The 21452-nt window shown below is 42.0% G+C and carries 19 protein-coding genes; 5 read left to right on the forward strand and 14 right to left on the reverse strand.

The features are described 5' to 3' along the window. Positions 1-68: 68 nt before the first annotated feature. The gene (locus tag A5867_RS14165) at positions 69-623 is read right to left on the reverse strand and encodes a CvpA family protein (RefSeq protein ID WP_010749817.1); all 555 of its coding nucleotides are present in this window, start codon (positions 621-623) and stop codon (positions 69-71) included. A 23-nt stretch (positions 624-646) separates the two neighbouring features. Next, on the reverse strand, positions 647-1087 hold the full coding sequence (zapA, locus tag A5867_RS14170) for a cell division protein ZapA (RefSeq protein WP_005228634.1): 441 nt from the start codon (positions 1085-1087) through the stop codon (positions 647-649). Between the two features lie 216 nt (positions 1088-1303). Here zapA and rnhC point away from each other — a divergent pair, with 216 nt between their 5' ends. Beyond that, positions 1304-2230, forward strand: a complete 927-nt coding sequence (gene rnhC / locus A5867_RS14175) for a ribonuclease HIII (protein ID WP_087627846.1) — start codon at positions 1304-1306, stop codon at positions 2228-2230. 89 nt (positions 2231-2319) lie between these two features. Here the strand turns inward: rnhC and A5867_RS14180 are convergent, their stop codons facing one another. Further along, positions 2320-3300, reverse strand: coding sequence for an ROK family protein (locus A5867_RS14180; RefSeq protein ID WP_016608796.1), 981 nt, complete (start codon positions 3298-3300; stop codon positions 2320-2322). A 160-nt stretch (positions 3301-3460) separates the two neighbouring features. Between A5867_RS14180 and A5867_RS14185 the strand changes: the two genes are divergently transcribed. Genes A5867_RS14185 through A5867_RS14195 form a run of 3 tightly spaced genes read left to right on the forward strand, consistent with a single transcriptional unit; the run spans position 3461 to position 5364 of the window. Continuing rightward, the gene (locus tag A5867_RS14185; protein ID WP_087627847.1) at positions 3461-3853 is read left to right on the forward strand and encodes a VOC family protein; all 393 of its coding nucleotides are present in this window, start codon (positions 3461-3463) and stop codon (positions 3851-3853) included. 13 nt (positions 3854-3866) lie between these two features. Further along, the gene (locus A5867_RS14190) at positions 3867-4508 is read left to right on the forward strand and encodes a sugar O-acetyltransferase (RefSeq protein ID WP_087627848.1); all 642 of its coding nucleotides are present in this window, start codon (positions 3867-3869) and stop codon (positions 4506-4508) included. Positions 4509-4527: 19 nt separating this feature from the next. After that, complete coding sequence (locus A5867_RS14195; RefSeq protein ID WP_087627849.1) at positions 4528-5364, forward strand: histidinol-phosphatase HisJ family protein; 837 nt, start codon at positions 4528-4530, stop codon at positions 5362-5364. Between the two features lie 102 nt (positions 5365-5466). Here the strand turns inward: A5867_RS14195 and A5867_RS14200 are convergent, their stop codons facing one another. The 6 genes from A5867_RS14200 to A5867_RS14225 all read right to left on the reverse strand — a co-directional run bounded on the left by A5867_RS14200 (position 5467) and on the right by A5867_RS14225 (position 13291). Continuing rightward, a complete protein-coding gene (locus A5867_RS14200; RefSeq protein ID WP_087627850.1) occupies positions 5467-6165 on the reverse strand; it encodes a DUF624 domain-containing protein in 699 nt (232 codons plus the stop codon). Positions 6166-6230: 65 nt separating this feature from the next. Further along, positions 6231-7100: a carbohydrate ABC transporter permease gene (locus A5867_RS14205; protein ID WP_087627851.1), complete on the reverse strand. Its 870-nt coding sequence runs from the start codon at positions 7098-7100 to the stop codon at positions 6231-6233. Next, positions 7101-8018: a sugar ABC transporter permease gene (locus A5867_RS14210; protein ID WP_223597543.1), complete on the reverse strand. Its 918-nt coding sequence runs from the start codon at positions 8016-8018 to the stop codon at positions 7101-7103. A gap of 70 nt (positions 8019-8088) precedes the next feature. Further along, positions 8089-9375 (reverse strand): sugar ABC transporter substrate-binding protein, encoded by a 1287-nt coding sequence (locus A5867_RS14215; RefSeq protein ID WP_223597542.1) that lies wholly within the window; start codon positions 9373-9375, stop codon positions 8089-8091. A gap of 17 nt (positions 9376-9392) precedes the next feature. Next, complete coding sequence (locus A5867_RS14220; RefSeq protein ID WP_087627853.1) at positions 9393-10880, reverse strand: glycoside hydrolase; 1488 nt, start codon at positions 10878-10880, stop codon at positions 9393-9395. Beyond that, on the reverse strand, positions 10877-13291 hold the full coding sequence (locus A5867_RS14225; RefSeq protein ID WP_087627854.1) for a glycoside hydrolase family 2 TIM barrel-domain containing protein: 2415 nt from the start codon (positions 13289-13291) through the stop codon (positions 10877-10879). The genes A5867_RS14220 and A5867_RS14225 overlap by 4 nt, the downstream gene beginning before the upstream one ends. 169 nt (positions 13292-13460) lie before the next feature. Between A5867_RS14225 and A5867_RS14230 the strand changes: the two genes are divergently transcribed. Then, a complete protein-coding gene (locus A5867_RS14230) occupies positions 13461-14291 on the forward strand; it encodes an AraC family transcriptional regulator (protein ID WP_087627855.1) in 831 nt (276 codons plus the stop codon). Positions 14292-14335: 44 nt separating this feature from the next. On the opposite strand, the gene A5867_RS14235 is transcribed toward A5867_RS14230, so the two are convergent. The 5 genes from A5867_RS14235 to A5867_RS14255 all read right to left on the reverse strand — a co-directional run bounded on the left by A5867_RS14235 (position 14336) and on the right by A5867_RS14255 (position 21392). Continuing rightward, a complete protein-coding gene (locus tag A5867_RS14235; RefSeq protein WP_087627856.1) occupies positions 14336-16096 on the reverse strand; it encodes a family 43 glycosylhydrolase in 1761 nt (586 codons plus the stop codon). Positions 16097-16423: 327 nt separating this feature from the next. Further along, positions 16424-18148 (reverse strand): ABC transporter permease/substrate binding protein, encoded by a 1725-nt coding sequence (locus A5867_RS14240; protein WP_005228611.1) that lies wholly within the window; start codon positions 18146-18148, stop codon positions 16424-16426. Next, positions 18141-19355, reverse strand: coding sequence for a glycine betaine/L-proline ABC transporter ATP-binding protein (locus A5867_RS14245; RefSeq protein ID WP_087627857.1), 1215 nt, complete (start codon positions 19353-19355; stop codon positions 18141-18143). Before A5867_RS14245 ends, A5867_RS14240 begins: the two co-directional genes overlap by 8 nt. 135 nt (positions 19356-19490) lie before the next feature. Next, positions 19491-20144, reverse strand: coding sequence for a GntR family transcriptional regulator (locus A5867_RS14250; RefSeq protein WP_074535519.1), 654 nt, complete (start codon positions 20142-20144; stop codon positions 19491-19493). Between the two features lie 54 nt (positions 20145-20198). Next, positions 20199-21392, reverse strand: coding sequence for an NAD(P)-dependent oxidoreductase (locus tag A5867_RS14255; protein ID WP_087627858.1), 1194 nt, complete (start codon positions 21390-21392; stop codon positions 20199-20201). Positions 21393-21452: the final 60 nt, after the last annotated feature.

The raw sequence follows: 21452 nt of genomic DNA on the forward strand, positions 1-21452 counted from the left end.
CCTGCTTTGTTTTAACTTTTTGTTCCTAAGAAAAAGGCAGAATGGCTCTGCAACCATCTGCCTGCTTTTTACCCAATCACATCTGTGATCCACAATCGATAGAAGTAATCTGAGAGAATCGGCGACCGATCAACGATGAAATTCGCAGTTCCGCTCGTTTCAAACAGATTTTGAATCGTGGCAAACGGGATCATTGAGAGAATCATGAAAAACATGTACAAATTGATATACATCAAGATAACATTCAAAACACCCGCAACTGCCCAGTCATAACCACCTAAAAAACTTAGGCGTTTGTAACGCAAACTGTCTGCAAAAATCACCACTAGTTTTGTGATCAGCCATCCAGCAAAGAGCACCATCACAAAAGCGATGGCTGCATAATAGGCTTTGTCTAAATCTAAAGCCAGTTCCATATCGTAGTATTTTAACTTTGAGTCCGCCGTTACTGACATATAAGGAACATAGAGCTCAATTTTCTTCGCAATTTCTTGGTAATTTGCTACTGCAAAGAAAAAAGAGATCAAATAGCCCAAAACTGAGACCAATTGTAAACTGGTTCCGCGCCGTGCGCCGCCGTAAAAGGCTGCCAACAACAAAACCAAGACAAATAATCCAATCATTTAGGTATCCTTTCTACGCCGCACTACCCATGGGCTGTCTTTTCTTGAATTTTTCGTTTCCTTTGTTCATTTAAGATCTGTTGTGCTTCCACATGATTATGGATCTCCACATCACTGCGACCTGTCTCATCGAGAACTTTCCGTGCTTCGGATTCAATCGCTTCGATCCGCTTAATGCGATTCTCAAGCTCCGTTGCTTTAATGGCTTGTCCTCGCAGCTCGTCCACCTTTTTTTGTAGGACCAAAAGCTGTTCTTGTTTTTTCAGCTGGTCGGAAACAGCGTTGATCGCTAATAAGATCGACGCTTGTTCTTGATCGGTTTGTGGCGATAATTGCATGATCTCAAGCAGTTGGTCATTGACCAATCTTGTCACCATATCCATGTGTTCTTTGCTTTCGCGTCCAATAATCGTGTAACTTTGATTCGCGATAACTGCTTTATAACGTTTCTTTTGCTCCGTCATAGGAATATTTCCTCCCATTGCTTACATTCTGCTCTATTCTATCACTTATTGAACATGTGTCGCAAACTCTTAACTATTATACGTGATTTTCTTATGAATTTCCATGCCAATTGTTTGTTTGCTGATCGTCTTAGTAAAAAAGAATAAGAAGTATGGTAAAATCTTAAAGTATCCTTTTGTCTACCTAAAAAAAGACAAAAAATCAGGAGGAATCAAATGAGTACGATCGTTATCAAAGTACCAACTTCAACTATCCAAAAGATGCAGCAATTTTACCAACGAGATTTGCTAGCTAAGAAAGTTCCTTATACAGTGTTTGTCGCCAAAAAAGGGCCAACGACGATCACTGCTTATACGTCAGGAAAAGTCATGTTCCAAGGAGCGACTGCTGAAAAAGAAGCTTCCTTATGGGGCGATACGGCAAGTGCTGTACCAGATAAGAAAAAAGCGACTGTTTCATCCACTGCGTTGCCAGCAGGATTTAGCAAAAAAAGCGTCGTCGGCAGTGACGAGGTCGGTAATGGCAGTTATTTCGGTCCTTTGGTGGTCTGTGCCGTCTATGCAAAAAAAGAGCAATTACCACAGCTGAAAGCTTTAGGAGTCAAGGACTCAAAAATGCTGACAGATCCAGAGATCCGTAAGATGGCGCCGAAAATCAAAGAATTGGTTCCTTACCAATTGCTCACCGTCACGCCCAGCAAATACAACGAGATCCAACCAAAATACAACACAGTCCGAATGAAAGTTGCTTTGCATAATCAAGCCATTCGTTTGCTTTTGCAAAAGATTGCTCCTGAGACACCAGATGCCATTTTGATCGATCAGTTCACGAGCGAAAAAAATTATCGCACCTATTTAAAGTCGGAACAAGGAGCGGTCACTGAAAAGCTCTATTTTGCGACGAAAGGTGAACAATATCATTTAGCAGTAGCGGCAGCCTCTATTTTATGTCGTACAGTCTTTTTGGATGAATTAGATGCAGCCTCTAAAGAAGTCGGTTTGCGCTTGCCTTCTGGCGCCCACGCAGCTGCTGATCAAGTTGCAGCAAAATTACTGCAGCAAGGTGGCATAGCACTATTAGGCCAATATGCCAAACTGCATTTTGCGAATACCGAAAAAGCACAGAAACTCGCCAAGCTGTGAGTTCTCGTATTTTCAAAAAAACTGCCGCTACTTCTGAATAAAGGAAGCAGCGGTAGTTTTTGTCCTCAGTACCAGTTGAATGCTGGGAATCAAAGCCCTAAGCCAGCTGCTTCGATTCCCATCGTGATCAACCCAGCCAAATAATTTTCTGAAAATCGATCGGAAAAGTGTAATTTTGGCAAGACGCCATATTGAAACACTGCTGCCAGCTGCTTTTCCAAAAAGGAGCGCGACACGAGCGCCTGCCATTCAGAGGGCAAAAACAAAATGACTTGATGCGGGTCCGTCACTGCCACGATCGCTTGAAGAGTGGCAGTCACTTGTTCTGGGATCGCCTCTGTTGCCAAAGGGTAAGAAGCCGTGTAGAGATGCGGCAAATGCTTGATTTCGCCACTTAAATGGTTGGCTCCTTTAAAGAGCTGTTGGTCGATGACCAGTCCCGCACCTGGCGGATAATTTTTCGGAAAATAAATGCCAGCCACGATTTTTTTCTCTTCTTTGAAATGAAATACCGCAGCATTCACGTCATTCTCAATAAGCGTTTTTACAGCGATCTCCTTTTCAATCAATTCCCCTAGCGCCATGTCCTTAAATGCTGGAGCATCCATGATCTTCAGTCTTCCAGCAATTTCCACACCAGGAATTCCCACGACTGCCAAGCTGATTTTCGGGTATTCCTGTTTTATCTGACGAATCACTTGCAAGAACTGCGGCAATCGGCCCTCTGCTGACTGCTCATGATGCAAAATGTTCCCGACGAGATCGACGACTGAAAAACGAATCACGATCTGCTGGTCTTCTTCGATAAACTGAATGATCAACAACAGTGTCCGTTGCGCATTGTACTGGTAAGCCGCAGCTTGACGGCCTCCCGTTCGTTGCGGTTGATCCGTCGTCAAAAGCAACTGCTTTTCAATCAATTCAGGAAGTAGCTTGTTGATCGTTACCACGCTTAATTGAGAGGCATCTGCCAGTTGGCGCTTGGTCATAGGCGCTTGCTGCTGTTTTAGCAAATCCAGCAATACTGCCTGATTATGTAATTTAATGGTCGTTGGCTGATAAGCTTTCATTTTTCTCCCCCTCAACGCTCCTATTTTAACAGATAAAAAGCTGGGAATATACCTTTATTAATTTTGTTAACAAAGGTATAATAGAAGCAACTTATTAAACAAAGTTTACTAAGTTCAAAAAAAAAACGATCTATGTTGCTTATTAAAGGAGTTGTCGATAATGAAAATTGAACACATCGCACTATATGTCAATGATTTGGAAAAAATGAGGACATTTTATGAAACCTACTTTCAGGCGGTCAGCAAGCCAAAATACCATAATCCGAAAACAGGCTTTCAGTCCTATTTTTTGACCTTTGATTCTGGAAGTCGGTTAGAATTAACGACCAAGAAATTTTTAAGCCCTCGTATCAGCGAAAGCTTAGGCTACACTCACCTTGCGATTGCAGTTGGTGATCAAGCTGACGTCGATCGATACGCTCAACGGTTTGTTGAAGATGGCTACCCTCTTTTAAATGGTCCTCGTACAACAGGCGATGGCTATTATGAAGCAGTTGTCCAAGACCCCGAAGGCAATTTGATTGAATTAACCACCGACGATTTACCGTCTTAGAAAGGATTTTGCAATGAAAGAAGACTTTGATTATCAAGCGATGTTGGCTGGTCAATTGTATCAAGCTGCTGGCATTCTCCCTGAGAATGGTTCAGCGGAGGGAAAAAAACGTGCCCAGGAAATCAACCATTTACCAGTCAATGACCGAGAACGAATCATCGCCAAAGAAAAAGCACTCTTTGGCAAATTTGGGCAGCATTGCTTTGTCCAACCACCCCTTTATGTTGATTATGGTCGCCATGTTGAGATTGGTGATCACTTTTATGCCAATATGGATTGCATTTTTTTAGATGTCAATAAGATTCTGATTGGTGATCATGTGATGGTGGGACCACGGGTCAGCTTCTATACCGCCGGTCATCCAATCGATTCTGTGGTCCGCAGTCAAGATTTGGAATTTGGCCTACCGATCACCGTCGAAGATTACGTTTGGATCGGGGGCAATAGTACGATTTTACCAGGTGTCACGATCGGCAAACATGCCATCGTCGCTGCTGGTTCCGTCGTCACAAAAGATGTGCCGCCGAATACGATCGTCGGCGGCAATCCAGCCCGTGTGATCCGTGAGATTCAGCCGGCTGACAAAGAACATTGGGAAACTGCCGCCCAGCTCTATCATCAAAAACGAGCAGACTGGCAGAAGCAGCAAAAATAACGAAACAAAAGGAGACGCCATGATTTTTACAGACTATCACGTCCATAGTGATTACAGCGATGATTCTTGGTATTTGATGGAAGATGTAGTCAAAGACGCCATTAAACTAGGCTTAGCAGAAATCTGCTTTACCGATCATGTGGATTATGGAGTCAAAGAAGACTGGCAAGCGACGGATACGTACCTCGTCGGGGCCAATAAAGTTGTAAAAAATGTCTACTACGACTTGTATTTTAACGAACTGGCACGCTTAAAGGAGACCTACAGTGACCAAATCAAGCTAAAAACTGGGCTGGAATTTGGGATACAAATGCACACGATCCCACAATTTACCCGTCTTTATCATTCGCATCCCTTTGACTTCATTTTACTTTCCGTTCATCAGGTACACGATCAAGAATTTTGGACTGGAGAATTTCAAAAAGGACGCAGCCAACAGGAATGCTACGAGCGCTATTATGATGAAATGTATCAGCTAGTCACGACATATAAAGAGTATTCCGTCTTAGCCCATATGGATTTGATTCGTCGTTATTTAGATAAAGAGAAGGACGCTTTTGAACAAACGAAAGAACAAATCGCAGAGATCTTGAAAGTCGTAATCAAAAATGGCAAAGGCATTGAACTGAATACCTCTTCCCACCGTTACGGAATCAACGGGTATACGCCATCGATCGAGATCCTCAAGCTTTATCGTGACTTGGGGGGAAGCGTGATAACCATCGGCAGCGACAGTCATAAACCAGAGCACCTCGGGTTTCAAATCAAAGAGGGACAAGATCTTTTACGGTCATTAGGATTTACTAAGCTCTGTACGTTTGAACAGATGCAGCCGATTTTTCATCGTTTTGCTTAACCTAAAAACACCTGATAAAACACACACTGAAGCGACCTCGACTTGTTAGAATTTTGGTCTAACTGTTCGAGGTTGCTCCATGATCAGGTGATTTTTTGTTGCTCAACGAACCGAATGCTTTCGCGCAAACTCCATGACTGGCGCAAAGTTCAGTAATAATAAGATCCCAATCAGCCCTACGCCAAATAATGCCAGATAAATTGGAACCAAGGCTAACAGCAGCCAACTACTAATGATGATCATAAAACTTAGCATATATCGGCTGGATTTCAAAATAAATAATTGGAGATTAAGCAAAAGAGCTTCCTTGATTGAAAGAGAGGGTGCCGTTGCGACCACTAAAAAATAGTTGATCGCAAACGTCAAGGCGACGATCAGCAGAAACAGATTTAACCATTTCAATTCAGTGATTTGGATCGTGACCCTCAGTAACAATAAATTTGCACTACATAACCCAATAACGACTAAAACAGGAAGCCACCCTAGAAGACTATGCTTAAATTTCCTGCGATAGGCCAATAAAAACACTTTTGGGGTACCATCTTTCTCCTTTGCTTCTTTCAAATAGATGAGTAACGCTGTAAAAGCTGGTGCTACTGGCAAGAAGGACAGGAGAAACAATGGTAAGGTGCTAAGTTTGATTTCCATTGTTAGCAATAAAAAAAGAAGGGGTACATTGAACAACCAAAATAGCAGCGTCCCTAGAAAAGTATAGATAATATAGTTTAAATAAGATAGATGATGAAACAGTTTGTAGCTATCTTTTTGATTAATCTCCGATTGTCCAACATTTTTTTTCATCTGTCGCTCCTTATAACCCTATTTTTCTATATGAGATCGTCAGTTTTTTCCATAAGCTCTTCACCTTATTTTGTCCCGCTATTGCCAATCCCCAAATTGATTTGGAATAAATATTTTTGTCCTAAGAAATAGATAATGATCTGTGGAAGTGTCAGCAGCAATGACATTACCATCAACATTGACATATTGACGGTACCCGCTGGATTAGAGGTGGCGGACATTGATTGTGCGCCTAAAGCTAAGGTCATTTTGCTCGTATCTGATACATAGATCAAAGGACCCATGATGTCGCTCCAAGCAAAGTTAAAGGTAAAAATAGCAATAGCAGCCATCGCTGGTTTGATCAACGGTAAGACTATTTTGGTAAAGGATCTAAATGGTCCTAAACCATCCATTTCTGCTGCTTCAAATAAGTTTCCCGGAATCGCCGTAATAAATTGGCGAGTAAAAAAGATATTATAGGCAGAGCCAAAGAATTGCGGGATGATCAGTGGCCAAAGAGTGTTATAAAGACCTAAGTTTCTAAAAATCAAAAACACAGGAATCAAGGTGATTTGGCCTGGTAACATCATTGTTCCTAATACCAATAGAAACAATTTGTTTTTATGTTTATACTTCATTCGGGCAAAGCCAAAAGCAACCAGTGTCGAAGAAATAATTTGTCCAACAATGCTGAGAACGACGATCAGCATCGTGTTGAAAAACCACAACAAGATTGGTCGCTCTCCTGAAAAGGAATCTCTAAACAAATTGGTGAAATTGGACAAATAGAATTCCGTTGGCAGTAAAGTAAACTGTTCTTTGATATTTGACTCTGGCGAAGCTAGTGCAATCGAAATCATATAAACGAATGGAATGATCAAAATTCCCGCAAACAAAACCAAGGTCAGATAGATCAATAATTTAGATACTTTGGATAGATTTTTATCTAACACTTACTTCACCTCCTCTTCATAAAATACCCATAAGCTTGAGCTCTTCAGCACGATCAAGGATAAGACCATCACGATCATAAACAACACCCATGCCATTGCCGAGGCATAGCCCATCCGATAGAATGAAAAGGCATTTCGATAAAGGTAGGGAACGATCATTTCGCTGGCATAATCAGGACCACCACCGGTCATCATATACACTTGAGTAAAGGTCTGAAGGGACCCGATAACTCCGGTAATCAGGTTGAAAAATAAAATCGGCGAAATTTGGGGAATGGTTATACTAATAAACATTCTGAATCTGGATGCACCATCAAGAAGTGCCGATTCATACATTTCTTCCCCCACACTATTGATGGCAGACAGCATCAAGATCATTGTTCCACCGACGCCCCATAGAGAAAGGAATACGAAGCTCCAAAGCACATGGTCCTTACTCAACAGCCAAACTGGTCCGTCGATACCAAATAAGGCTAATGCCTGGTTGACTAATCCTTTGGAAGAAAGCAAACGGGTAAACAGCATCGTGCTCGCAACGATTGGTACAATGGAGGGTAAGTAATAGATGGTACGAAAAACACGCATCCCTTTCAAATGAAAGCTCAATAAATAAGCCATACCTAATGAAAGTAATAAATTGATTGGCACACTGATCAAGGTATATTGAAACGTATTTGCTAAAGCTTTTAAAAAAATATCATCCTTAAAAAGACGCAGGTAGTTATCAAACCCGATAAAATTAAATTCCGAAAACATATCCCAATCAGTAAAACTCATGATGATCGAAAAAATCATTGGTCCAATGGTAAAACAAACAAACCCAATGATCCAAGGTGAAACAAAGGCAAAAAACCAGCGGGACTGAGTCCGCTTACGCTTTTTTTGATTTAGTTGAAGTTGTGTCGCTGAACGATCCAATAGGAAACCCTCCTTAACTAAGGTGCTTAAGGAAGAAAATTTTTCTTCCCTAAGCTATCCTTTTTCTGAATTAATATTGTTCCATGATTTTTTCGCCAGATTCTTGCATTTTCTCAAGCGCTTCTTCTGGTGTTAAACGGCCAAGGAGCATTTCTTTTACTTGATTGCTGAACTCTCCGGTCAGTTCTCCGTAGTAAGGACCTTCGAAAATACCATCGATCACAACACGTTCTGTCGAGATTCCTACGACGTCCAAGCGAAGATCTTTCCCATTTACTTGTCTATTGGTAAATTCTTCAGAGTTCAATACTTTGATATTGGCAGGAGAATCCACTAAACTTTCACCAAGAATTTTTTGTGCTTCTTCGCTCGTCATATATTCAATGAATCGAAAGGCGGCATCTTGTTTGGTCGATTGCTTAGAAATCGCTAAGGCACTTCCGAAAGGCCACGTAACTTTTTCATTGAAAAAAGGCATCGGTGCAATATCAAAATTTAAATCATCCAGTTGTGTGAAGTTGCCAATATTCCAAAATCCTGTCGTCAACATACCAATTCTACCTTGTGAGAACATTGAATCCGCACCAGACTGCGCAACAGACTCATAAAATTCATATGTGCCAACATAACCGTCTTGGTATAGATTATTAAACCAAGTAAGAACTTCTAAGTTTTCGGGAGAATTGATCACAACCTCGTTATCTTCCACAAGGGAACCGCCATTGGACTTGATAAATACTCCCCAGTTTGGCACCCAATCCATTCCACTAGCACCATACTGAACCGTTTCGCCGTTTTCTATTTTTGTTAATTTTTCGGCAGCAGCTGTGTATTCTTCAATCGTCCAATCATTCGTCGGGTATTCGATCCCTGCTTCATCAAATAAGTCTTTATTGTAGTAAAGAATTTCTGGGCCCCCTCTATCCGGCAAACCAAATGGTTGGCCATCATAGGTATATTGGGTCATTGCATCCCCCCAATTGCTTTCTACGTCAATCGATGATTCCGCAATATAGTCTGAAAGATCAATAAATAATCCCTTAGAAGCAAAGTTTTGCCCATTTTCTGCCACTTGGACAACGTCAGGTGCTTCATTTCCGGCATACATTGTTTGCAGTTTGGTGTCATAATCACTTGGCACTTGAACGAAGTCTACTTTTATGTCAGGATTCGCTTCCTCAAAGGCTTTGATACGTGGCTCATAGATGGGAAGGTCACCTTCACCTCCCCACGTATAAAACTGGATCGTCGTGATTTCTCCATCCGAATCATTATTGTTGTTTTCTTGCCCACAAGCAGCAAATAAGACTACTGAAGACGCCAATAAAGATGTTTTAGCAATTTTCCCAAAGTTCATAGCCATTTCCCCTTTTCTTATTCATTCGTTGTAACGCTCTTCAAGGTAACGATCGATTGCCGAGGGATTGTCAGAGCCTGAGAAGCGATGCTCTGCTCTTTTAAATCAGACTCACTATCTGTCGTATAGCTGATGATTTCGTCAAATCCGACGCCTTGAAGATCAATCTCTTTTTCCTGAAAACTATTATTGATAAGCACTGTAATAAGTTCTTCTTCGTTTGCTTCATTTTTCCCCAAAAAGCTTACAACATTCACCTCTTTGTCGTCGCTGATTGCGGAAACTCTCGTGTACCCTGGTCGAATAAACTTGCTGAAATTTCCCATCCCCCAAAGTCTTTTTGTCGGAATAATTTCTTTTGAACCCAAATTTACATAAATCAGACCATCTCGATAATCGTAACTACTGACTGCGATCCAATATTGCCAAGTAACCACATCAAGGATCGTTAAATCATCGTGCATCTCGTTGGCTAAGTTTAGGGCAGAGTCCATAGTGTAGTCGCGACCATTGATCATTTCTGTCCACTCAGACATTTTTAAGGTAACATCGATTTCCTTTTCGTCTAACCACTCTTTAAAATTCATTTTCTCGACGTAAGTTGTCCAATATGAATGGACTTCCCACGTGTCAAAGTAATTCATCAATGTATCATTTTCGATGATTGCTTCGAAATATTCCTTGCTGGTGTTTGCCCATTCTCCTAATTCAGGCATCGATAGCGCTATTTGTTTCAACTCTGGTCTTTTTTGTTTTTCTTCAATAAATACCTCTAAGAGTGCGACTACTTCAGCTGGATCGTAGTAGGTTCCCTCCTGGCCACCAGTCCAATCCCATTGTGGTTCATTGATTGGCGACACATGCGTGACGGGAATGCCTTCTTTTAAGAAGTGTTCCGTTACATCATAGACGTAGTTGGCAAATGCTTGATAATTCTCAGGAGCTAGATTACTGCGTTTTTCTTCCAGCTGATCACCATATGCAGAACCATTTTTCGTTAACCTCGTCAATGGGCTATTGACGAATAAATAGATATCATCAATTCCATAATCAACCGCTGTTTTCAGCATCCATCGTGCATTTTCATCCTTCGACCAATCATAGACTTCGGGTCCTTCTTCAAAACTTTCTGCTCGTCGCCAGGGATCTTCAATGCGAGGACTATTTTGTAACGTACTTCCGGCGCCTAAGTTGTAGCGATAAGACGTCAAGCCAATCCCTTCAAGCGGATCAAATAATAATTCTGCGATATATTCTCGCTTCGAAAGTTCTGCTGTTTCTTCTTCGATCCAGCCACCGACATCTTGACTCCACCAAGCTCCACTTGCGCCAAAGCTTTCAATTGTCTGATAGGTTTCTGCCGTATTTAAGGTGATCGTCGCCGTTTCAATGACTTCATCTGTCTCTGGCTCTTTTTCTTTCTGTGTATTTTCCTCGACCGTTCCACACGCTGTCAGTATACTCAATAAGACCAAAGGAATAAGGAGTGTCCGCTTTTTTATCATGTACTTCCCTCTCTATTCTTTAGAATCAATCGTGTATCTGGTAGTCCAGGTGAGCGCAGCGTCACAACTGTCTCTTTCTTGTGCGCTCCTGCTACAAAGCAAAGCAACTTTCCTTGCATCGTTCGACGGAATGACTCTGTATAAGCGGTAGTATCTGCTAGATCACCATTCTCCAAACCTAGTAATGTCCCATTTTCGACTTCTAAATAGACCATTACTTCTGCTGCTATCGGATTTTCGGCATAATCCAAGACTTGGCATTCAATTTGATGAAGGTTCTTATTTAGTGTTAAATCGGTAGCAGCCAATTTCTCCCGCCATCTTTGAGGAATTTCATAGTTCATAGCTACCAAAGCAGTTGGCGCTGCTTCGGGTCTTATTTCATCATGCAGAATCGTTTCTTCAAATACCGCTTCCACCGACAAGGTTTTTGGCTGATAGTTGATCCGTGCAACATAATAACCAAAGGTATCATCATAACGAACATCGGGTACTTCCAAGTTGCCAACCTTCAATCGAATCTCTTTTGCATTTGTATAACACCTTACTTCAATTTCTTGCTCAGCTGGGTAAGACCATTTTCGATAGGTGGGTTCCCATTCTGCTCTTCGTTTGTTTTTCTCGTAAGGAATTGTTGTCAAATAAACAGTCGGTTCTTGACTCCACCAGCTCTTTCTCTTGTAATAACTAGGCTTTTCAATACCAGCCAATGTCAATAAGCCTGCCCCAGATCCGTGAATAGGCCAGCCATGGGCTTCCCCTAAATAATCAATGCCCGTCCATAAAAATTGTCCAGCGATATACGGAAGAGTGTTTGCCGTTTGCCATTCTTTAAACCCGTGACTGTTCTCACTCCCAATAAAAGGTTTATCTGGGAATTTGCGATGATCCTCTTCGTATAGATGTTCTTTGTAGTTATAGCCAACGACATCCAAGTGATCGATCAAGCCAATTTTCGTAGATAATTCTGGAAAAGCTGCTGCCAAGGTAACTGGTCGAGTCGGATCAAGTGTTTTGCTCAAACGGACCAGCTTTTCGGCTATCGTGCGTAACCTTCTCATATCAGGGCGATGTGGATTATAGATACGCTCAGCTTCTGGTTTGCTATTGTCATTATTCCCTGTCATTTCAGCAAACAATGGACTAGCATATGGATCATTGGGATAATCAATCTCATTGCCAATGCTCCAAGCAATGATCGATGGATGGTTTCGATTGCGTAAAATCATGTTTTCCAAATCTTTTTCATACCAAGTTGGAAAATGTTCTGCTGCTCCTTCTAACTTGGGTGGATACACATTATGACCTTGCCACCATTTATTTTTAGGATTTTCCCATTCATCAAATGCTTCATCAAAGACTAAAAATCCCATGGTGTCGCATAAACGATACAAAGCAAACGAATGAGGATTGTGTGCCATTCGTATAGCATTTGCCCCCATCTCTTTTAACTTTATTAAACGCCGTACCCATACCTCCATCGGAACAGCTGTACCGAAAGAGCCCGCATCTTCGTGCAAGCAAACACCTTTGATTTTCAGCTGCTGCCCATTTAAAGAAAAACCCTCATTGGCATCAAATTGAAAGGATCTGATCCCGACATACTCGTTGTATACGCTCTCATTTCCCTTCAAGGATTCTTCTTGATAGCTCAGCTTTGTTCGTAGCTGATAAAGATTCGGCACTTCAGGTGACCATAGCTCTGGCTTTTCAATTTTTGCCTTCAATGTGACTGTGCGGCGTTCCCCTGCGTTAAGTTGGATTTCCTGACTTATGTTCATCACTTTTTCCGTTTGTAAGCTTTCCAGCATTTGTTCGATCCTAACAACACGGTCTTGTTTTAAGGTATTTACTAGCCGATGTTCAATCACTAGCTCTGCTTGCTGGTCTGTAACACACGGGGTTGAAAAACTCGTTCCGTATTCGTCGATATAAATAGAATCATGAATTTCAAGAGAAACAGGACGCGTGATTCCATTTCCGTTATACCATCTTGAATCTGCCAAATCCGTGTGCTCGACACGGACACTAATAAGCAAGCTATCATCCGAATTGTAAGTTAAAATCTCTGTCAAATCATAATAAAATGAAGCATATCCTGAAGGTCTCATCCCCATATGATAGCCATTGATCCAAACCCGAGCGTTTTTATAAACACCTTCAAAATGAATTTTTACGACTTTATTCGTAAGGTCACCCAACGCTTGCAGCGACTGTTTGGTTCGATACCAACCTATCCCTCCGGGTAGATACCCTGTTCCGCTTGAAAAGTGTTTTTCAAAGGGATAAGAGACACCCCAATCATGAGGAATCGTTACCTTTTCCCAAGTAGAATCATCAAAATCTTTTTTCCATGCTTCTTTTTCTTCTTGTTTTGAGAATCGCCATTCATTCAAAAAACGTTTTTCCATTTAATCCCTAACCTCCCTTTTACCAATACTCAAGTAAAGAAATCGCTTTCTTTCACTTAATTTTACTAAAACATTTAATGAAGAACATAGTCTATCCGATTCATTTTCATGTATTATATGATATGAAGAAAAAAAGCGCCTACCTTTTCGTAGGTAATAGGAGGGAACTATGTACCACATCCATTCGAATATATTTAATCCTGAAATTATTTATGTCGTTGACTTTTGGAATAAAAAGAAAAATCTTCGGGGCTACCACCATCATGATTTCATTGAGATCAGCATCGTATTAGAAGGAACCGTTGATTACGAATTTAATGAGACCCGCACAAGGTTATTTACTGGAGATGCCCTCCTTTTTAACCCTGGTCTTCCTCATACTGAAATCCATCCGGCTGGGATGGAATCCCATGAACTTCATATCGGCCTTTCCAATATTCTGATCGAAGGACTTCCTTTTAATACCTTTCCAAATGAAAATCCCCTACTAGACTTGGGAATTTATCAAGAAGCGTTTTTCAAAAAAGCTTGGCAGCTGACCCAGGAGTTCAATAGCCATAACCTTCATCACGATTTGATGGGCAAAGGAATCATTCTCGAAATGCTAGCTTTGATTTTAAGAAGTTTGACGCCCTCCGATCCAAACAATTGCCTGGCAGTGATCTCTGAAAAAGATAAACAAAAACAAACGCTAGTGAACCATACGATTTATTATTTGGAGAATCATCACCAAGAAGACATCACATTGGAAATGCTAGCAGACATGCTTTATATTAGTCCTGCCCAACTTTCAAAAGTTTTTCGGAAAATCACTGGTCGTAGTCCGATTAAATATTTGATCGAGATTCGGCTCAAACATGCCTATGAGCTGTTGCTTCATACCAATTTGACCATCAAAGAAATCGCAGAAAAAGTAGGGTATCATGATCCTTTTTATTTTAGTAAACTATTTAAAAAGCATTATCATCTTGCTCCTTCTAACGTTCGTAAAAGAAACTAACTGAATTTGCAGACAAAAAAGGATGCATCGCTGCACCCTTTTTCTTATACGATTACTTGCTTCATATAGCCTGCTTCGTCAAAATCTAATGGGGAAATGCGAACCTGTCGATGAAATCCGCGGGCTTCTTCTGGATACTTACTAAGTGGAACAGCAAAGCTGTGATAAGCAATATAATACCTATCAGAATACTCTAAAATACTGTGATGACCGGTTCCTAAAATGCCTTTTTCAACATTTTTTTGTAAGACAGGATAATGATAGTGAATCGGTCCATACAATGAAGAGGAGGTACCATAATTCACATGATAGTCTTCGCTGCGGGTATCTTCTCCCGACCAAGTAAAATGATACAAATCATCTTTTTTCAAAACGGTAATGGCTTCTCGAAAATCTTCCAGCCCTTGATATTCTGCTAGTGTATCAAGTTTGACTGTTCGCATGTCATCTCCCAATGCTACGATCGCAGCCGTTCCTCCCGCAGAATTGCCAAACAATAGATAGTACTTTCCAGCTTCTACGTAAACAGATGGATCAATGACTTGACTCATGTTTAACCCATAGTCATCGATAAGGTCAGGACTCAAAAGCGGTCTCTCATCTGCAATAAAGGGACCTGTTGGATGATCCGCATAAGCGACACCGATTCCTGAGCGTCCATCCGCCATTTTTCCAGTAAAGTAAAAATAAAACGTTCCTTCTTTTTCTGCTGTACAGGGTGCCCACGCACCACCGATCGTCCATTTCACTTGCGAGGATGCTAGATCAAGGATCGTTCCTTTATTTGTCCACTGAGTAAGATCTTCTGATTCAAATACCGAAAAGCTTGTCCCAGACCAATCGGTAAAACCATCTGATGTTGGATATAAGTAAAATTTCCCGTTAAATGACACCAAATCAGGGTCTGCATAAAGACCATCTAAAACCGGGTTTTTCTGTTGATAATAGGTCAGTAACCGTTGATACTCATCATCTGTGATCGTGATCACTCCACCATGGCGCTTGATAGATTGACCGAAGTCAAAGGCAGAAACAGGTTCGAAAACGCCTGTTGCGAGATCATCACTTACTGCGATCCCATATCCGGTGCCTTTTTTAAAGTGATCTACGATCAGCGCCCATTTGCCATCAGGTAATTGGTACAATTGCGGTCCTTCAACCCCTTCTAATTGAGCGAGATATTCAGAAGTTACTTCCTGATAGTCTCCTGTCAGCTGTTGACTGCGATCTAAAAAAATGCGACTATTTTCTTCGTTTTTTGTAAAACGATAATAATACCCCTGACTATAAACAATCGTTGTATCGATCACATCCATCGTTTTTTCAATAAATAGCACTGGCTCAGTAAACGTCTGAAAATCCTTGGTAGAAACAGAATAAATCTTATGTTTTCCATTGACATTTGCAGCAAAATAGACAAAAAATGTCTCTTTTTCTGCATCATAAATTGCCTCTGGCGCCCACAAATTCCCCGCATCTTCTGGAGCGATCGTTGCGGTCCATGGGTTTGTCCAATACACAAGATCCGTTGATGACCAGATAACCATCTGGCGGCTACCATTGGTTTGAGCCTTTGCCCAGCCAAGTCCCTTTTCAATACGCAAATCTGTCGCAATGAGATAATACGTGTCCTTTCCCTTAACTAGAAAAGGATCTCTGACTCCTTTTTCCCCAAGATCACTTTTCAAAACGGGATGGCCTTGATTTAAATCTGTAAAAGTCAACCCATCCTTGCTCACACTAAAGTATACTTGCTCACCATTTTTTTGCTCGCCAGTGAAATGACAAAATAAATAAGCCGTCATCCAATCCCTCCTAATTCCTTCTCTATGCACTCGACTTCCTTCTCTCTCATTTTATAGAAGTTCCCGTGAATTTGTATAAGTTGATGAACGAACTTTTATAAGATTTTGAAACACTTGCTTTTCTATTTTCTTACACGAGCGACTCCATTGACTGGCCATTCTTTGCTATTTCTTGTCAAAAATCATCGGTCATTGTTTGCTCATTTTCTTTTTACCTGAAGTTTGTGCAACAAATAAACGATCAAAAAAAGCACACATCCGAAGGTGGATGCGTGCTTTCTCAACATTAAAATCGATTGAAGATTTTATACATTTATTTGAAAGAAGTTAGTTCGTCCAAGCAGCAACTTCTTCTGGGTGATTGGCTACCCAATCTTTGGCTGCATCTTCGGCTGACGTTCCGTCATTGATTGCTAACATGACTTCTTCCATGTCTTCTTGTGTCCAGTTGAAACGATCAAGTACTTCGTAGACTTCTGGCATGTCATCTGCTAATCCTTGGCGTACAACAGTGTTGATGCTTTCTGCTTCACCCATTGTTCCTTCTGGATCATCCAGATATTTCAGATCATATTTCGCAAACATCCAATGTGGAGACCAGCCAGTAATAACGATCTCATCTTGGTTCTTGATGGCTTGGCCTAATGCCACTGTCATCGCTCCTGAAGAAGAGGTAGCGACATTCCAATCGGAAAGGTTGTCATACGTTGCAACCGTATTTTCCGCTGCATTTACGACACCAGCGCCTGGTTCGATACCAGTGATGGTTTTTCCAGCTTCGTCAGAAAGGTCTGCGATGGAATCTACATCCATATAACTTGGTACAACGATCCCCAGTTTTGCCCCCTCTAAGTTAGGACCTAAGTTTTCAACTTGGTCTTGGTACTGTTCATACTGGGATTGATGCGTAGATGGCAGCCAAGCAGCGACCATCCCGTCAACTTCCCCTTTTGCCACCGATTCCCACATGATGGCATTATCCAAAGGCGTCGTATTGACTTCGTAGCCCATTTGCGACAAAACTTCTGCCACCACATGGGTAGATGCAACTTCCGTATCCCATTCGACATACGCCAAGTTCACCGTGCCTTTGCTGTCAGAAACATTTCCAAAGGCAAACGATGCTCCAATCAAAGCAACGACTGCCGCTGCAGCAATCCCGCCAAAAAGACGTTTTTGTTTGCGACTTGTCTTGCTGGCTGCTTTTTGATGTGCCGAACGATTCAAATTCTGGGTAAAGCGATCCATGATGATCGCCAAAATAACTAAGGATACCCCACTGACAAATCCGTTACCGACTTGTGCTCGTTGCAAGGCGGACAAGACGCCGCGCCCTAACCCAGGAGCACCGATCATTGACGCGATCACGACCATTGATAATGCCAGCATCGTGGTTTGGTTGACCCCAGCCAAAATAGTGCTTTTGGCTAGTGGCAATTCTAATTTGATCAGTTTTTGCCAGCCAGTCCCACCGAAGGAATCAGAGGCTTCCACCAATTCACGAGAAATTTGGCGAATCCCTAAGTTCGTCATCCGAACGGTTGGTGGTAGAGCAAAGATCACTGAGGCGAAGACCCCAGGAACCATCCCGATCCCAAAGAAAGCAACCGCAGGAATCAAATAAACGAAACCAGGCATCGTTTGCATAAAGTCTAAGATCGGCGTCACGATACTTTGCGCTTTTTCGCTTTTCGCCATTAAGATTCCTAGTGGAATCCCAATGATGATCGAAACCAAACTCGACAATAAGACCAACGTGACGGTGTTCATCAAGTCTGTCCATAACCCTTGGTTATAGATGAACAGCAACCCGACAAAAGTAAAAGCTGGCAAGCCGAATTTTTTGCGTGAAACGAAAAAGGCAGCAGCAGTCAATAAGACGATCATTAATAACGGTGGTACAAACAGTAATACATTTGTAATAGCGTCCATGATAAATTGTCCGAAAGACTGTAAGGCTGAAAACAATCCACTGAAAGTTCCTGTTAGCCAATCAGTAAAGTTTTCGACCCAATCAGCCACCGGAATCGTATGTTGTAAGAAATTATCCATTTGTCACTACCCCTTCCTCTGCTTGAGCGGCTGAATCAGTCTCAGCCAATGCTTCAATCACACTTCCGCGGATCACGACTCCGATCAAACGATCGTTTTCTACCACGGCTAAAGGTGTAGGCGAATCATAGATCAAATTGAAGATATCCGTTACCAGCATATCTTTATCGATCTTTTTAACATTTTTATCAATAACTTGCTTCAAGGTCAGATTGTTTTTCCGTGCCTCACGAGCAGACTCGGCTGTCAGGCTTCCTTTTAGGTGACGACGTTTGTCGACGGCTAACAGCATGCTGACTTCTTCTTTCCGCATCCGGTTCAATGCTACGCTTGGTCCATCGATCTCGATGTTCGTCGTCAATGCTGGGACCATGATGTTTTGCGCAGTCAAGACTTTGGAACGATCGACATCTTCCACGAAATCACGCACGTATTGGTTGGCAGGATTCGTCAAAATATCTTCTCCTGTACCGATCTGCATGATCTGACCATCTTTCATTAAAGCGATCCGGTCACCGATCCGCAAGGCCTCGTTCAAATCATGGGTGATAAAGATAATCGTTTTTTGAACATTGGCTTGCAATTCTAAAAGTTCATCTTGCATTTCACGGCGAATCAGCGGATCTAATGCTGAAAAGGCCTCATCCATCAAGAGGATCTCTGGATCATTGGCTAACGCACGGGCAAGTCCCACACGCTGTTGCATCCCTCCAGACAGCTGGTCAGGGTATTGGTCTTTAAAAGAAAGCAATCCTGAGTTTTCTAACGCTTTTTCCGCTTTCGCTGTTCGTTCTTCTTTCGAGACCCCACGGACTTCTAGTCCGTATTCTGTGTTCTCTAAAATTGTCCGATGAGGGAAAAGGCCAAAGCTTTGGAAAACCATGTTGATTTTGTGACGGCGAACTTCTCGTAGTTCCTCTTTACTCATTTTGGCAACATCCACGCCATCTATGTAAATATCTCCGCCAGACGGCTCGATCAATCGATTCAATAGTCGAATCAATGTTGACTTCCCGCTTCCAGAAAGGCCCATGATGACGAAAATCTCGCCTTCGTTGACTTCAAAGTTCACATCATAGACCCCGACGGTGGCACCCGTTTTTTCTAAAATCTCGTTTTTGCTGCGTTGTTCTTTGACCATGGCTAGAGCTTGCTGCTTTTTCTTGCCGAAGATTTTGGTTAAGTGTTCCACTTTAACTTTACTCAAATGATTAATACTCCTTTTTCTGAAAAATTTCACGAAAGTGACCATACTATCTTAACAAGATGTGGTCACTTTGTCAAAAAAAAATTCCCCATGCTTTTTCTTTTGCAAAAAAAGCATGGGAATCAGGAAAAAGAATTACGCTGAATGGTCCGTTGGATAGAAGAAATTGGTCATGCGCTGCAACGCCAATTCATTCCCGACAAAATAAATCGTATTGCCTGCACTGAATTTCGCATAAGGTCCTGGTGACAACAGCAATTCTTCGGTTGTTTGGATCGCGATGACCGTCGCCCCTGTGGCCTGCCAAACATTCAATTCGTTGATACTTTTTTCCAAATGCTGCGCCTGTTCCGTCAGCTGAAGCTCAAAGGGCACAAACGGACTCATATGGTGTACCTTTTTGGTTTGCTGCACTAGCGTGTTCAACAAGTCAGAAAAATTATCCAGCTCTTGCTGCTGCCGCTCCACACTGTCTAAAATATCTTGTCTAATTTCTTGGATCGACTGCACATCTTGGTATTGTTCCACAAAGGCCTGTGCTTTTTCCTTTGAAGCAATATAAGCGCCGCTGCCATGACGGACGTCCATGATTTCTAAATCAACTAATACATTGATCGCTTTGCGGGCTGTTTCAGGAGAGACATTGAAATTGCTGGCTAATGTTGAGCGTGCATGGATCTTTTGCCCAACTTGGTAGCGATTTTCAACGATTCGTTCCGCGATCGCTACGGCAATCTGCTGATAACGAGGCAAAGCGACCTTCTTTTTATCTTGAAACTTATTCGTCATGATGAACTTCCTTTACTTTTTTTTCATCATAACAAGAAACATTGTTGGTGGCAACTATTCACTGGTTCGCGAATTTTTGATCAAGCGGGCACGAATGATCGCTGTTTCTTGCTGTATCTGCTGCTGTAGATCTTGCAGCAGTGTTTCATTTGTCTCATCAAGATCAATCAAAGTATAGGCAACTCCGGCTTTTCTCTCACTCGCCAAATTATCGATATCCACGCCTGCTTCAGAAATGATCCGCAATAATGGGGCAAAAGCACCAGGCTTGTCGTGATAAAACAGCGCTAAGCGATACGGTGCCAAAAAAGGCAACTCTGCATGGGGGAAATTGACCGATTCTTGAATCGTCCCAGCGCGTAAATAGGCATGCATGCGATCAAAAACTACGTGGTCCCCCTTTTCCAAGGCATTGGTAGTACTGCCGCCGATATGCGGATAACACAACACTTTCGGTTGTCCGATCAAGCCCGCACTAGGAAAATCAGTGATGTATTGTTTGAGCTGATTTTTGGCTAATGCTTCTAAGACGGCTGCTTCTTCCACGATTTCCCCGCGACCAAAATTCATCAACACTGCATTTTTTTTCATCTGCTGAATCGTTTGTCGATTCAGCATGCCTTTGGTCTCTTGACTTAAAGGGAGCAAGACCACCACAAAATCTGATTCGGTCAACAGCATTTGCAGGTCACTGACTTGCTCGTAATCGTGTGCTGCTTTCTTCGTTCGGGCATAGCCCAAAACCTCCATCCCTAGCTGATGACAGGCTTTTGCCACCCGTTCACCGATCTCTCCTAACCCTAAAATACCGATGGTTTTTCCAGCTAATTCTTCACCAATCACTCCTTTTCGCCGTTCTTCAGCTACCTTCAACACCTCTTCTGCTTCAATTTGACCGGACGCTAGTTCTTCTTGTAAATCGGCTACCGTCTGGATCGCTTTGAATAAGGGGCGAACGCTGAGAAATAAATTGGATAGCACCAACTCTTTGACTGCATTGGCATTGACACCAGGACTATTGAAAACTACTGTGCCATTTTGAGTACACCGTGCCAAATCGATCGTATTGGTGCCTGTTCCTGAGCGAGCGATCACAGCTAATTCTGGAGTGATCAATTCGTTAGGAACCGTTGAACTGCGCACAAACAGCGCCTCTGGGGCCGCTTGATTTTTTAACGAGTATCCTTTTTTGATTGCTCGCTTAGCTATCGTTTCGGTCATCTTATCTAACTGATAAATCGTCTCCATAAAGCAGACCTCCTTTTGTCTTTAGTGCGTATTAGTCAAATAGTACAAAAAAGTGCGGTA

Source organism: Enterococcus sp. 6D12_DIV0197 (assembly GCF_002174385.1).
Lineage (GTDB): Bacteria > Bacillota > Bacilli > Lactobacillales > Enterococcaceae > Enterococcus_D > Enterococcus_D casseliflavus.

Excerpts from the sequence above, each read along its gene's own strand:
- A5867_RS14165 (WP_010749817.1), bottom strand. The coding sequence starts at position 623 with ATGATTGGATTATTTGTCTTGGTTTTGTTGTTGGCAGCCTTTTACGGC.
- zapA (WP_005228634.1), bottom strand. The coding sequence starts at position 1,087 with ATGACGGAGCAAAAGAAACGTTATAAAGCAGTTATCGCGAATCAAAGT.
- rnhC (WP_087627846.1), top strand. The coding sequence starts at position 1,304 with ATGAGTACGATCGTTATCAAAGTACCAACTTCAACTATCCAAAAGATG.
- A5867_RS14180 (WP_016608796.1), bottom strand. The coding sequence starts at position 3,300 with ATGAAAGCTTATCAGCCAACGACCATTAAATTACATAATCAGGCAGTA.
- A5867_RS14185 (WP_087627847.1), top strand. The coding sequence starts at position 3,461 with ATGAAAATTGAACACATCGCACTATATGTCAATGATTTGGAAAAAATG.
- A5867_RS14190 (WP_087627848.1), top strand. The coding sequence starts at position 3,867 with ATGAAAGAAGACTTTGATTATCAAGCGATGTTGGCTGGTCAATTGTAT.
- A5867_RS14195 (WP_087627849.1), top strand. The coding sequence starts at position 4,528 with ATGATTTTTACAGACTATCACGTCCATAGTGATTACAGCGATGATTCT.
- A5867_RS14200 (WP_087627850.1), bottom strand. The coding sequence starts at position 6,165 with ATGAAAAAAAATGTTGGACAATCGGAGATTAATCAAAAAGATAGCTAC.
- A5867_RS14215 (WP_223597542.1), bottom strand. The coding sequence starts at position 9,375 with ATGAACTTTGGGAAAATTGCTAAAACATCTTTATTGGCGTCTTCAGTA.
- A5867_RS14220 (WP_087627853.1), bottom strand. The coding sequence starts at position 10,880 with ATGATAAAAAAGCGGACACTCCTTATTCCTTTGGTCTTATTGAGTATA.
- A5867_RS14225 (WP_087627854.1), bottom strand. The coding sequence starts at position 13,291 with ATGGAAAAACGTTTTTTGAATGAATGGCGATTCTCAAAACAAGAAGAA.
- A5867_RS14230 (WP_087627855.1), top strand. The coding sequence starts at position 13,461 with ATGTACCACATCCATTCGAATATATTTAATCCTGAAATTATTTATGTC.
- A5867_RS14235 (WP_087627856.1), bottom strand. The coding sequence starts at position 16,096 with ATGACGGCTTATTTATTTTGTCATTTCACTGGCGAGCAAAAAAATGGT.
- A5867_RS14240 (WP_005228611.1), bottom strand. The coding sequence starts at position 18,148 with ATGGATAATTTCTTACAACATACGATTCCGGTGGCTGATTGGGTCGAA.
- A5867_RS14250 (WP_074535519.1), bottom strand. The coding sequence starts at position 20,144 with ATGACGAATAAGTTTCAAGATAAAAAGAAGGTCGCTTTGCCTCGTTAT.
- A5867_RS14255 (WP_087627858.1), bottom strand. The coding sequence starts at position 21,392 with ATGGAGACGATTTATCAGTTAGATAAGATGACCGAAACGATAGCTAAG.